Source organism: Candidatus Edwardsbacteria bacterium (assembly GCA_018821925.1).
In the GTDB taxonomy this organism is placed as follows: Bacteria; Edwardsbacteria; AC1; order AC1; family EtOH8; genus UBA2226.
Window position 1 is genome coordinate 13,378 of the sequence record JAHJLF010000041.1, and the last position, 14,225, is coordinate 27,602.

Below are 14,225 nucleotides of genomic sequence, written 5' to 3' on the forward strand. Positions count from 1 at the left end.
GCGAGGGTTAGGTACGGACCTCACCCCTGCCCCTCTCCTAAAGCATTAGGAGAGGGAGGACGCAAGGCAGGGCGAGGTCAAAGCGATTGGGTGTTGCAAAAACTAAAAGAAGAAATAAGATAATCAAAATGAAGAAATCACTGATTCTGACAATAATCGCCGCGGTATTCCTCACGACTACACAGGGCCTCCGGGCCGAGGAGATCAACAAAAATACCCTGATCCCGGTGAATATATACATCACCACCCATGATGATGTTTATAAATTTAATACCCTGGGGGTGAACATCGAGGAACTGCGGGACGGCTATATTGAGGCCCGTATTTCCCAGGCCAAGATAGATGAGCTTACTTCTTCAGGTTGGAAGGTGGAGGCCAGGGAAGAGGAAAGGGTCGATCCCAAGATCATCTCGGCCTATCATGACTATTCTTGGATGACGGCCAAGCTGGATTCGGTATGCATCCTTTATCCTGGCATTGCCAGAAAATACAGCATGGGTCTTAGCCAGCTGGGTTATACTCAATGGGCCTTTTTGATCACTGACAATCCGGATATTGATGAGAACGAGGCCGAGGTAAGGTTCACGGCCACCATTCACGGGAACGAGCCGGTGGGCACCGAGATGTGCCTGGCCATGATCGACTCTTTGACCCAGGGATATACCCTGGGAACTCCGGAGATCACCGCATTGGTTGATAACCGGGAGATATGGTTTGTGCCCATGTATAATCCGGACGGCAACACAAACACAAGCCGAAGTTTAAACAATGGGGTGGATCCAAATCGAAATTTCCCAGTGCCTGACGGAACTATCGGCGATGACTTAACATATACAAATTATATTGAAACGCAAAATTTCATTGATTTCTGGAGCAAGAGACGGGCAGTATTGTCGGCTACTTATCACGGAGGGGCGCTGATCGCCAATTATCCCTGGGATTATTTAGATTCTTCTGTAACACCGGTTTTAAATCCAGCAGATTTATTTTTACTTAAAGAAGTTTCTCTTGGATATAGCCGGCTTAATCTGCCAATGTATTATACGCCAGATGCCCCTTTTGCACCCGCTAATGCAGCAGATAGCGGTGTGATATATGGTTATACCTGGTATCCGGTTTATGGTAGTTTACAGGATTGGTCGTACCATGCCACTTCCTGCGTTGATATAACCATGGAGATCTCATCCAATAAATGGCCCTCGGCCAGTAGCCTGCCGGCATTTTGGAGCGACAACCGGGAGGCCATGCTTTATTTCATTCGCCAGGCCGGCTGGGGCGTGCAGGGGATTGTCACCGACTCGCTGACCGGGCTGCCCATCAACTGGGCTTCGGTGGTCCCCTTCGGGATAGACAAGCCGGTCTACACCGACACCATCGGCGATTACCACCGGATGCTGATGACAGATCAGTACGATTTGGCTTTCACGGCCATCGGGTATCACGAAAAGTGGGCCTCCGATATCCGGGTAAGGATCGACAGCGTTACCAATCTGGACATGCAACTGGCGCCGATACTGATCACGGGCATTGTCAGCGATAGTGACAGCGGGAGCCCCATCCCCGGGGCGCTGGTGGAGATCGTCAACCTAAGAAGCGACACCACCGACGGCATCGGTGCCTACCAGATGCGCTGGAATCAGGACGACTATTACAGCCTGAGGGCCTCGGCCACGGGATATAACACCATCATCTACGACAGCCTGAAGTTCGAGAACGACAGCACCATCAATTTCAGCCTGTCCACCGACAGCGGAGTGGCCGGAAGGCCGGGGGTCAATGTCTTTATCACCCGGCTGGAACAGCCTTATCCCAATCCCGGCCGTTCTACGACTAAATTTCACTTCCAGCTGGCGGCCTCCGGTCAAGCTTGCCTGGATATTTATGATATTACGGGCCGCAGGGTAAAGAGCCTGCCCCAGGGAACCGTGCCGGCCGGAGTGGTCCGGCCCTTCACCTGGGACGGCAGCGATCAGTCAGGGAAAAAGGTTTCGGCCGGGGTCTATTTCTGCCGGCTGTCGGCTCTGGGCATCGAAAGATCGGTCCGATTCATCATGTTGAAATGAAAGAGGGAAATTTAATCAGGCGGCGGACCGACAGGGCCCGTCGCCTTTTTTATGAGGCATTGCCGGGCCGTGTGTTTCTTGACTTTTAAGCTGCAATGTCGTATCATTCTTCTTCGGGATTTAAACGAAAGGGAGTGCCAGGTGATAAATTTAAACGAATCCATCTTAAAACGCATTGCCGAAGAGGAAAAGGTTCCTTTTGAGCATATAAAAAATGGCGTGGAGCAGGGGACCATCGTGGTTCCCATGAACAAGAACCACCGTCTGCTCAAACCCTGCGCGGTGGGAGCCGGGATGCGGATAAAGGTCAACGCCAACATCGGGACTTCGCAGGACCTGTCGGACCTGGCCGGCGAGTTGGAGAAGCTGAAGGCGGCCATAGGAGCCGGGGCCGATGCCATCATGGACCTGTCCACCGGCGGGGATATCGACGCCATCCGGCGGGAGATCATCAATCAATGCCCGGTTCCGCTGGGCACGGTGCCCATCTACCAGGCGGCCATCGAGGCCGCCGCCAAAAAAAAATCCTTAGTGGAGATGACGCCCGACGAGATCTTTGCGGTCATCGAGAAGCAGGCCCAGGACGGGGTGGATTTCATCACCGTCCATTGCGGGGTCAACCTGCAATCGGTGGCCCGCTACAAGGAGGAGGGCCGGGTGACCGGGGTGGTCAGCCGGGGTGGGGCTTTTATGATAGAATGGATGAATTTCAACAAGGCCGAGAATCCGCTATACAGCCAGTTCGACCGCCTGCTGGACATCTGCAAGGAACATAACGTCACCTTAAGCCTGGGGGACGGCTTCCGTCCCGGCTGTGTGGCCGATGCCACCGACCGGGCCCAGTTAGAGGAACTGCTGATCCTGGGCGAGCTGGTGGACCGGGCCCGCCAGGCCGGGGTCCAGGCCATGGTGGAGGGGCCGGGGCATGTTTCCATGGACCAGATCGAGACCAATATTAAAATTCAAAAGGAGATATGCAAGGGGGCGCCGTTCTACGTGCTGGGACCGTTAGTCACCGATATCGCCCCGGGGTACGATCATATCACCGCGGCCATCGGCGGGGCCTGGGCGGCCTACTTCGGGGCGGACTTCCTGTGTTATGTGACGCCGTCGGAGCATCTGCGTTTGCCCACCCTGGAGGACGTCCGGGAAGGGGTGATAGTCCTGCGGATAGCGGCCCACGCGGCCGACCTTGCCAAAAAAGCGCCCGGCGCGGCGGACTGGGACCGGGCCATGTCCCAGGCCAGAAAGAAGCTGGACTGGAAGAAGCAGATAGAACTGTCCATCAACCCGCCGTACGCCCGGCAGGTGTTCGAATCGGCTCCCCAAAAGGAGTCCGGGGTCTGCACCATGTGCGGGGAATTCTGCGCCATGAAAAAGATGAACGAAGTGCTGGACGACAAAAAGTAAACTTTGCCACAGAGGCTCAGAGACACAGAAATTATTATTGTTGCCTTGTCATTCTCGCGAATGCGGGAATCCAGGGAACAAATAGCACGCTGATTGACGCGGATTATTTTGCCACAGAGGCACGGAGACTCAGAGGATTATATTATGGAGGTGGGACATAAATTTTTGTGAACGGGTATCTTAATAAATGATACTAAAAAAATCTGGAATAGACATAGAGAAGATCACAGTTCCATTTCGGGATTTTAAAAGGTCTGATATTGCATCAGACCTTTGTCATGCAAAACTTATTGCCTTTGGCGAAAATCCCCATGCAGTAGCAGAGTACTATTCTTTCTACATTGATGCGATACAGTATCTCTTGAATCAGGAGAAAAAAGTACTGATACTGCTGGAATACCCGTATTGGCATAATTATTATCTGGATGATTTTATTGAGGGACATAACGAGAAGTTTCTTGAATATGCTTTTTTTGACGGCGAAACAAGTGCGCTCTACGGGACAGGCTTAAAGCAGTTTTATTCAAGAGTTCAGGCACTTTACAAACTTTATCCCAAGAAGATAGCTTGCAGGCATATCGATGCCATTATGTCGCCATTGGGTCAGGAGCGAATTCAGATCGTGGAATCCTTGGATAAGGCTAAATGGGAAGTAAATAGGACCATCAAAGAATACCAGAAGAAAAATGAACCTGAAAAGTGGTCCGAGCTACGTGAGCAGTTCATGTTCAACGAGGCTATGGAATCCCATCAGCAATTAAAGCCAGATGTTATGGTGGTAATAACCGGTAGCTTTCATGCCAGGAAGAAAGGTGGGCATCCTTTAAGCGATAAATATATGCAATCCCTGACAGCGTTAATTTCGGAAAGACTAAATATCGTGCCGCTTAGCATATTGATCACTATCCTTGAAGGCCAGTATGCAAAGCTTGAATATCGGGATAATAAATTAGAAAAAATAGCAGTCAACTGTAGCGAGTGGGGCCAGGAGGATACGCAAATGGCATATAAAAATACCACCCGTAATCTATCGGGAGATATATTTATGACCAAGTTGAATGATTTTGCAGAGAAGATGGACAACCCGGAGGATTTATATTATGATTGGATTTCCAATCACGATTATATCGTTGCGTTAAGAAACGGTTCAGCAGATCTTTCAGTGAAAATTTAACAATGCCGAAAAAGATAAAAGAAAATATTCAAGAGCTGCCTAAGGCGGTGGAGACTGTTCTGCCCCTCGCCTTTGTTGCGGTGGACATCGAGACCACCGGCCTTAACTGGGACCGGGACCAGATCATCGAACTGGGTGCGGTCAGGGTGGAGAACGGGGCGGTAACCGCCCGGTTTCAAACCCTGGTCCATTCCGAGCGGAAGGTGCCGCCGTTCATCCAGGGGCTAACCGGCATCACCCAGGCCGAGATAGACGAAGCTCCGCCCCTGGAGGGGTGCGCCGCTGATCTCCAGCAGTTCGTGGGGGAATTGCCGCTGGTGTTCCATAACGCTCAGTTCGACCTGAAATTTCTTAAAGCCGCCATGGAGATCGCCAATCCCTGCTGGGATACCCTAAGCCTGGCCCGGGCCCTGCTTCCCGATAACAAAAGCCACAGCTTAAAGAACCTTTGCTTGGCTTACGGGATCGATCCCGGGCAGGCCCACCGGGCCGACGACGACGCCCATTCCACCGCTTTGCTGTTCCTTAAGCTTTATGACCATCTGCTGGACCTGGATCTGCCGATGCTGCAGGCGATGTCGCACCTGGCCCTGCCGTTCCACCGCCTGCTGCTGAGCCGGGCGATATCGGAGACCAGGCAGACCGGCATCACGGCCGATCATAAAACAGACCGGGAGAAAATTCCGGCCGGCGCGTCGGCCCCCAGGGTCGATGCCCTGGACGAGGTCTTCGGCCCGGATAAACGACTGGCCGAGGTCCTGGGGGCGGGCTACGAATCCCGCCAGGAGCAGATGGACATGGCCCGTTCGGTGATGGAGGCCTTTGACAATGAGGAGTATTTGTGCGTGGAGGCCGGCACCGGCACCGGCAAGAGCCTGGCCTATCTGGCCCCGGCGGCCATCTGGTCTCGCCTGAACAACGAGAGGGTGGTGATCTCCACCCACACCAAGACCCTCCAGGAGCAGCTTTACGGCAAGGACGTGCCGATCCTGCGTTCGGCCGCCGGATATTTCAACGCTGCCGTGCTCAAAGGCCGGAACAATTATCTGTGCTGGCGCCGCTGGCAGGAGGTGATGCTGCACCCCGAGCTATTTTTGACCCCGGATGAAAGGGAGGAGGCCCTGATCCTGTGCCGGTGGGCCGGGACCACGTCCGGCGGGGATGTCGCCGAGCACCGGGGGTTCTCCCCCGGCCGGGCGCCCGGATTGTGGGGCAAGATCTGCTCCGACCATACCGCCTGCCATAACCACCGCTGCAAATTCGTTAAGAAATGCTTCATGGCGCAGGCCAGGAAAAGGGCCGAGGAAGCCGACCTGGTGATCGTCAACCATTCCTTGCTTTTCACCGACCTGGTGATGCCCAGCGGGGTACTGCCGGATTACCAGCGGGTGATAATCGACGAGGCCCACAACATCGAGAAGACGGCCACCGACTTTCTGGGATACAACCTGGACCGCTGGACGGTGTCCCGGTTCCTGTCCGGGATATTCAACCGGAGCCCGGTGGAGTCCGGCCTGCTGCCGACCCTGAATCACTGGCTGAAAAAATCCGGCCTCAACAAGGACGTGGTTGGATCCATCGAGAAATCATCGCTGGATGTAGTCCAGCAGATACTGGAGGCCGGCAAAGCCTCGGACCGGTTCTTCAAACGGAAGTGGGAGCTGGGCGATCCCAAGGGCCGGCAGGAGAAAAGGCGCTATCTGGAGGGCGACGGCTTCCAGCAATCGGTGCTGGACCAGTCCCAGGAGTTGATGTCTCTTTTAGACCGGCTGACCGATTCCCTGAGTCTGTTGAACCAGTGGCTGGCGGACGTGGAGGCGGCCGACTCCGACGAATTAGACACCCTGCGCCAGGAGATATCCGGCCGCAGCCTGGAGGCCAGGAATATCAACAACACCCTGGGCAAGCTGGCCACAGCCGATGACAAGGGCTACATCTTCTGGATGGAGCCGGGCGACCGCAATCACGGGATCAAGCTGGTGGCCGGGCCGCTGGAGGTGGGGCAGGTGCTGGCCAAGATCCTGTTCCCCCGGGTCAAGACGGCGGTGTTCACCTCGGCCACCCTGGCGGTGGACGGAAAATTCGATTTCTTCAAGAACCGGGTAGGGCTGTCGCTGGTGGACCAGGACCGGGTGATCTGCTCCGCTTTGGCGTCGCCCTTCGACTTCAATAAACAGGCGGCCATCTTCGTGCCCACCTATCTGCCGTCGCCCAAACTGCCGGATTACGATAAGGCCTTCAACGATATGGTCCAGGAAGTGCTGGAGTCCACAAAGGTGGGGACCCTGGTGCTGTTCACCGCCTTCGATCAATTAAAGAGAAGCTACCAGCAGGTGCAGGAGAGCGGCAACCTGAAAGTTCTGGCCCAGTGGCTGGACGGCAACCCGGCCCAGTTAGTGGAGCGGTCGCTGAACGAGAAGGACACCATCATCTTCGGCACCAACAGTTTCTGGGAGGGGGTGGACCTGCCGGGCCAGGCCTGCGAACTGCTGATCATCGCCCGCCTGCCGTTCTCGGTGCCCAGCGATCCTCTGGTCAGCGCCCGCTGCCAGGCCATCGAGCAGGCCGGGGGCAGTTCCTTCAACCAGTACCTGCTGCCCGAGGCGGTGATCCGCTTCCGCCAGGGGTTCGGGAGACTGATTCGCAGCCGGACCGATTTCGGGGCGGTGGTGGTGGGCGACAGCCGGATAACCGCCACCGAATACGGCAAGGTCTTTATCCGGTCACTGCCCAAGATGCCGCTGTTCATCTGCCGGGATCTGGATGAGTTGCTGGAGAATTTGTAGCAACGGTGATAAAATATTGATCCGATGTCGTTGACTATATTGACTGGCGGTATTATTATAATGTCAGACAACTTATAACTTACAACCAAATAAGGAATATTGAGAACATATGAAACGGCTATCATTTAGTATCCTGGTCGGACTTATAGTTACAACTATTTATTCGTCGGCCCGAGCCGACTGGATCACAAAGACGATATTGGTCAATTCCAATCCCAGCGCCGCGGCCATCAATCCGGTGACTAATAAGATCTACGTTTCGAACGGTTACACCGGCACATTGCAGGTGATCGATGGAGCAACCAATGCGACCACCACTGTCGCAGGCATGTCGAATCCCCAGGGCATCGCGGTCGACCCGGTGAAGAACAAGATCTTCGTGGCCAACACCAATAATACCGTCACCGTGATCGACGGCGCTACCAATGCAACCACCATCTTGCCGGCAGGTTCAGGCACATACTCCATCGCGGTGAACCCGGCGACCAACAAAGCCTATGCGGTGAACAGCAGCAGCAACACCGTTACCATCATCAACGGGACCACCCTTGATACTGCTACCGTGGCGGTGGGGTCCAGCCCCAATCAAATAGCGGTCAATCCGGTAACCAATAAAATATACGTGGTCAACCGCAGCGGCAATTCAATCTCGGTTATCGACGGTTCTAATAACAGCGTTACGACCGTGCCAGTTGGCTCAAGCCCCCAGGGCATCGCTTTAAACACTGTTACCAATAAGATATATGTGGCTAATAACGCCAGCAATACCGTGACAGAGATCGACGGTCTTACCAACGATACCACCAGCGTGGCCACGGCCGCCGGGCCCATCGCGGTGGCGGTGAATCCGTCCACTAACAGGATATATGCGGTCTGCATGAGTGGAAATACGGTCACTGTCATTGACGGGGCGTCCCGCGATACCACTCTTATCCCGGGCGGTGCATGGATGCAGTACGTTTCCGTGAATCCGATCACCAATAAAATTTACGTTGTCAACGGAGGTGCTGGGGCTTCGGTCATGGTGATAGACGGGGCCACAAACGCCACTTCAACACTCACCTCCGGGACTATGACACCGTTCCTTCGGGCCGTGGTGGTGAACCCGGTGACCAATAAGATCTATATCGCCGTGGACCGGAACACCGGCAGCAGCTACAATGTCACGGTGATAGACGGCTCCAGCAACAAACCCGCCACAGTGACCGCGGCCAACCAGCCCCAGGATGTGGCCGTCAATCCGGTGACCAACAAAATCTACGTGGCCAACCACGGGTTCGGGGCCAACAGCGTGACGGTAATAGACGGGGCCACCAACGCCAAGGTCGATGTCGGCGCCGGGACCTATCCGGCCGCGGTGGCGGTCAATCCGGTTACCAACAAAATATATGCGGCCAACGAGAACAGTAACAATGTCACGGTGATCGACGGGGCCACCAATGCCACAGCAACGGTCATCGCCGGGACCAGGCCCTATGCGGTGGCGGTCAACCCGGTGACCAACAAGGTTTACGTGGCCAACGTCGGTAGCGCCAGCGTCACGGTAATCGACGGGGCCACCAACGCCACCACCACCGTGGCCGTGGGCACCCAGCCCTGCCGTGTGGCGGTCAATCCGGTGACCAACCGGATCTACGTGGCCAATGCCGCCAGCAATAATGTTACGGTGATTGACGGGGCCACCAACCATACTGCCACGGTGCCGGCCGGAGGCGCCCCTTGGTCGCTGGCGGTCAACTCGGTGACCAACAAGATCTACGTGGCCAACATGAGCAGCGCCAACGTGACGGTGATCGACGGGGCCAACAACGCCACCGCCACCGTCAGCGCAGGCTCATACCCCTATTCCGTGGCGGTGAACCCGGCCACCAACAAGGCCTACGTGGCCAACTTTTACGGCAACAGCGTCACGGTAATCAACGGGGCCACCAACGATACGGCCACGGTGGCGGTAGGGACCTACCCCTACGCGGTGGCGGTGGATCCGGTCAGCAACAAGGTCTACGTGGCCAATTCCGGGAGCAACAATCTTACAGTGATCGACGGGGCCACCAAGAGCACGACCACCGCAAGTACGGGCACAGATCCCAGGGCGGTGGCGGTCAATCCGGTGACCAACAAGATTTATACGGCCAATTACGGCAGCAGCAATGCCACGGTGATAGACGCGGTACCGGTCTCCGAGAGCGGAGTGCGGGCCGTGATTGATTCACTATCCGGGAATGTGGCCTATCAAACCAAGCCTGTTCTGACCGGCAAGGCCGTTAACCGGTGGATCCCAAGTAAAACAAACATGATGGGCGTGCTTAACGACTGGATGGCAGGGCAGGAGGCATGGAACTGGGCGGCCGGTCCTTTCGACAGCACCTCGTCGGATTCAATCGGTTGGACATACAACTGGGGAACCGATTCCCTGCTGTTCGGGGAAAATTTCATCAATATCGTGCCCCTGGAGATGCAGTCGGCCGGCACCAACAACCTGGGCTTGGGCACGCCATTCGCCGGGAACATGCTGACCTATCCGGTCTATTACCTGGACAGCATTCCGCCAGCACAGGTTACACTCGTCGCTCCGGTGCATGATACATTGATCGGAGACAGTATAATATCTTTTGTCTGGCACAAGGCAAGCGACAATTACAGCTTAGGGCATTACAAATTTCAGGTTGCCTCTAACGATTCATTTTCACCAGCCTTCAGGGATACCATGGTCAGCGATACCACGGCCGTTCTGACGCTTTCTTCAAGCGACACCATCTACTACTGGCGGGTGAGAGCGGTGGATGCCTGCGGCAATGTAGGAGAGTATTCGGCAACCTGGAAGTTTGAGATTGATGTCACCAGCCCGGCTGTGCCAACGCTTCTTACCCCGGCCGACAATGCCTGGCTGACCTTGGACACAGCTTTCTGCACCTGGAGTGCAGTTGCCAAATCGGGCAAGGCCGCACCGGTCTATTATGTTTTAAAAGCTTATTTGTTGTCCGATACCATCAATCCTGTTATTATTGACACCACCAGCCTGACAATTGATACGTTATTAATATCAGAAAACCGCTACCGCTGGCTGGTGGAGGCCCATGATGAGGCTGGTAACCCGCCGGGGATCTCGGATGCCTTCAATTTCGGGTATGATGTAACCCCTCCGGCAACAGCTACGTTGATCATTCCCAATGACAGCTTGATCACCAACCAAAGCAATAACAATTTTATCTGGAATAGCTGTTTTGATAGCATCAGCGGGTTGAAGGAGTATACTCTGCAATATGCCTATGATATGAGCTTCAGTGACGGCCTGGCCGAGACCACACTGACCGATACCAGTATAACTCTGGCTATGGCCGATAGCAATTACTACTGGCGGGTTATAGCGAGAGACACGGTTAGTAATGTCAGCGTATCTGATATCAGATATTTATCAATAGATACTCAAGATCCCAATATTCCCAGCCTGTCAGCCCCAATCGACAATTTATGGACGGAGGACACCACCATAATCTGCAGCTGGGGTGAAGTGACCAAGAAGGCCAAGGCCAGCGAGGTGTCATATGTGATCCAATTAGACACCACCAACACTTTTGCTACCCCCATCATTGAAGACACCACCGGCATCCTGTTGGATACCTTCAACCTGGCCGAGGGACAGTACTACTGGCGGGTGATGGCCTACGACCTGGCCGGGAACTACGGGACCTACTCAACCTATCGTAAGTTCGGGATAGATACCACGGCCCCGCTGTTCCAAAGCGTAAAAGCGCTGCCCGACGATCCGGGCGCGCCCTACGGCCCGTATGAAGTGACAAGCAGTATCTACGACCTGAGCGGGGTAAAATATGCTTATATGTTCACACAGATCAACGGCGGCAGCTGGGACAGCACAGCGATGTTCTTTTCATCCGACAGTTTAAGAGACAGCATACCGGAATTAAATCCGGCCACCGACGAGACCTTGAGTGTCAGTTATTACATCAAGGCAACCGACATGCTGGATCATCAAAATACCAGCAGTACCTATAGCTTTAAGGCTATAGGGCCATTGGGAGTGGCAGGGAAGCCGACATCAATTATTCCGACAGTCTATGCTTTGGATAACGCTTATCCCAACCCTTCAAGAGGGCAGACCACTTTCAAGTATCAACTGCCGAAGGAATCCAAGGTCAGCCTTACGGTTTACAACGTGGTAGGCCAAATGATCAAACGGTTCGATGTTGGCACCAAGCCTGCCGGATATCACCAGATAAGCTGGAAAGACAATACTTTGCCCAACGGGGTCTATATCTACCAGCTTAAAGCGGGAACATTCAGTTCCACCAGGAAACTGATGGTGCTTAGGTAACTACTTTAAACATAGCTGAAGTATAAGGGGGTTGTTTTTAAATGACAGCCCCTTGTTTTCATGGCAAAATAATAATATATTATAGTTGACAAACGTAATAAAAAGTATTAGTATAAAATTGCAAACCCCAAAAAATTAAATTCAAATGGAGGAGGAAAACATGAGAAAACTCTTGTTTGCCGGTCTTGGTTTGTTGGCAACGGTAACGCTTTGGGCTACCCAACCCACCATATCGACTTCTTCGGTATCGGTAGCATTACCCAATGAAACCATCCAGCCAGACAAAGCCCCAGATAATCCCAAGGTTATAACCTGGACAACCACCGATTCCATTAATCCGGCCGCTTCCCGGGTGGCGGCTGTGGCCACTATGGGCAAGGTGTACCGTTTGGGCGGGGATGCCACCGGAGTATACTCTAGCAGTCTTCAGCAATATGATCCGGCCGCCGGACTCTGGGTTGCTAAAACCCTCATGCAGGTGGGCCTTTCAAACTTATGCGCCGCAGAATGGCATGATGAGATCTATGTCCCCGGAGGATATGATGGAAGTTACAGGGCTATCCTGCAAAGATACAACCAGCCTTCTGATACCTGGTACGCGGGGTTGGACAGTATGCCGGAAGGGCGGATCGCTTCTTCCTGCGCAGTGGTGGGAGATACTTTATATGTGTTCGGCGGAACTAACGCATCCGGAATTTCTCGTTCCTGTTATGCCTATAGTTTTAATCAGAATATCTGGACAATAAAGGACAGCATGCCCACTGCCAGAAGCTATTCGGCGGCCGTAACTGTCAACGGAAAGATATATGTTCTGGGAGGCTACACCGGAGTTGATCTGAATACGGTGGAAATGTACGATCCGGCAACAGGGGTATGGACCACCAAGACCCCGATGCTGACCGCTCGGGGCGGTCTGGGCGCTGCCAATATCGGCGGCAGGATATATGTTTTCGGCGGGGGCTGGTACACCTATCTGAACACTGTGGAATATTACATCCCCGAAGCCGATACAGCCGGGGGCACTCCCTGGGTAGCCGATGACAGCTTTGTTACCGGCCGGCGCACTATTGGCGTGGCTGCTTTAGGCAACGATGCCTATGTGGTCGGAGGATGGAACGGAAGCTATAGAAACAATGTCGAGGTGGGGACGACTGATGCTCCCGTTGTCAACGATGTCGAAGTTATCCAGATCGAGATACCTCAGTATCTGGGAAATTACGGAGTAGTGGTCCCGGTTTGCGTCAATGTCCGGAACAACGGGCCGCACCGCCAGTACAATGTGCCGGTAACCCTTGCTATAGACAGCGCCGGCACGGAACAATATCATCTTAACAGTTACTGCAACCTGGATTCAGCCGGCACGACCACCATTATTTTTCCCGAATGGACTTCTTCAAAGACTGCCGGGACCATTCATACTTTCAGGGCCTGGGTCAACTGGGCCCTGGACCAGAATGCCGCCAACGATACTTTGACCGTTACCAGCGAGATCAAGGACGCGGTTTGGTATCAAAGGGCGATCGGGACTCCGACCGGCCATGCAGCCCAGAATTTTGAGGCTGCTTATGACATTTATGACTGCTGGCTGATGGATGATTTCTGGATCTCCGGCCCGGATTCCTTATGGCTTGACTCCATCTATGTATTTGGAACGTATGGCTCGACCGGTCCACTGGACAGCATCCAGTTCATCATCATGCCGGACAGCGCTGGAGTTCCCGGTTTCCCGGCTTTCAGCCAGCCTTTATGGACGGGAAATTATACGCCTGCAAATTATTCCGACAGTCTGGGCAGTTTCAAGGTTCGTTTCCCGGAACAGGTCAAAGTGTACGGGAATAATCCCGGATTGTGGATGGCTTTTCAGGCTCAGATGAATGTTGATGTCGGCGGACAATGGTTTATGAACCAGACCGGATACAACATGCGCGGCAGTTATGGAGGATTTTTCTACAATCCCAACGGCGGGTTTGGCATGGGCACGGAATACATTCCTAAAAGCTCGGCCTGGGCAGGGGTGACCGATCACAGCTTCATCCTGTTCGGCAGCCTTACTCCCACCGGAGTAACGGGTAAGCCGGATGTTTCATCCTGCAAATTCGCCATGAGATCGGCCTGGCCCAACCCGATGCACGGAACTTCCAGCATCTCCTATAGTCTTCCCAAGGAAGAATCGGTCAGGCTGGCGGTCTACTCCATCACCGGACAACTGGTCAGAACATTGGTCAATACCAACCAGGCAGCCGGGATGCATAATATCACCTGGAATGGCCGCGATAATAAGGGGAACAAAGTATCTGCCGGAGTGTATCTGTACCGGTTGTCAGCCGGTTCCAATGCGGCCACGGGCAAAATGGTGGTCATTCGTTAACTTTTCCATTTGCGGCAACCTCTCTTAAGTCTTTAAGAGAGGTTGCCTGGGAATATGAAGGGAGCTGTTTTAAACGGCTCCCTTAAATTTT

At 53.9% G+C, this 14,225-nt stretch carries 6 protein-coding genes; all 6 read left to right on the forward strand.

What is annotated here, in order from left to right; genetic code table 11:
* The first annotated feature begins 128 nt into the window (after positions 1-128).
* The 6 genes from KJ869_04095 to KJ869_04120 all read left to right on the forward strand — a co-directional run bounded on the left by KJ869_04095 (position 129) and on the right by KJ869_04120 (position 14,134).
* On the forward strand, positions 129-2,063 hold the full coding sequence (locus KJ869_04095; GenBank protein MBU1576371.1) for a carboxypeptidase regulatory-like domain-containing protein: 1,935 nt from the start codon (positions 129-131) through the stop codon (positions 2,061-2,063).
* Between the two features lie 51 nt (positions 2,064-2,114).
* Entirely contained in the window at positions 2,115-3,473 is a 1,359-nt protein-coding gene (gene thiC / locus KJ869_04100; GenBank protein ID MBU1576372.1) for a phosphomethylpyrimidine synthase ThiC, read from the forward strand.
* A 187-nt stretch (positions 3,474-3,660) separates the two neighbouring features.
* On the forward strand, positions 3,661-4,647 hold the full coding sequence (locus KJ869_04105; protein MBU1576373.1) for a hypothetical protein: 987 nt from the start codon (positions 3,661-3,663) through the stop codon (positions 4,645-4,647).
* Positions 4,648-4,649: 2 nt separating this feature from the next.
* On the forward strand, positions 4,650-7,433 hold the full coding sequence (locus KJ869_04110; GenBank protein ID MBU1576374.1) for a DEAD/DEAH box helicase family protein: 2,784 nt from the start codon (positions 4,650-4,652) through the stop codon (positions 7,431-7,433).
* Between the two features lie 109 nt (positions 7,434-7,542).
* A complete protein-coding gene (locus KJ869_04115; protein ID MBU1576375.1) occupies positions 7,543-11,766 on the forward strand; it encodes a T9SS type A sorting domain-containing protein in 4,224 nt (1,407 codons plus the stop codon).
* Between the two features lie 160 nt (positions 11,767-11,926).
* Complete coding sequence (locus KJ869_04120) at positions 11,927-14,134, forward strand: T9SS type A sorting domain-containing protein (protein ID MBU1576376.1); 2,208 nt, start codon at positions 11,927-11,929, stop codon at positions 14,132-14,134.
* The last annotated feature ends 91 nt before the right edge of the window (positions 14,135-14,225 follow it).

What these genes read in the sequence shown, in the direction of transcription:
- KJ869_04095 (MBU1576371.1), top strand. Translation starts at nt 129, where the DNA reads ATGAAGAAATCACTGATTCTGACAATAATCGCCGCGGTATTCCTCACG.
- KJ869_04110 (MBU1576374.1), top strand. Translation starts at nt 4,650, where the DNA reads ATGCCGAAAAAGATAAAAGAAAATATTCAAGAGCTGCCTAAGGCGGTG.
- thiC (MBU1576372.1), top strand. Translation starts at nt 2,115, where the DNA reads ATGAGGCATTGCCGGGCCGTGTGTTTCTTGACTTTTAAGCTGCAATGT.
- KJ869_04120 (MBU1576376.1), top strand. Translation starts at nt 11,927, where the DNA reads ATGAGAAAACTCTTGTTTGCCGGTCTTGGTTTGTTGGCAACGGTAACG.
- KJ869_04115 (MBU1576375.1), top strand. Translation starts at nt 7,543, where the DNA reads ATGAAACGGCTATCATTTAGTATCCTGGTCGGACTTATAGTTACAACT.
- KJ869_04105 (MBU1576373.1), top strand. Translation starts at nt 3,661, where the DNA reads ATGATACTAAAAAAATCTGGAATAGACATAGAGAAGATCACAGTTCCA.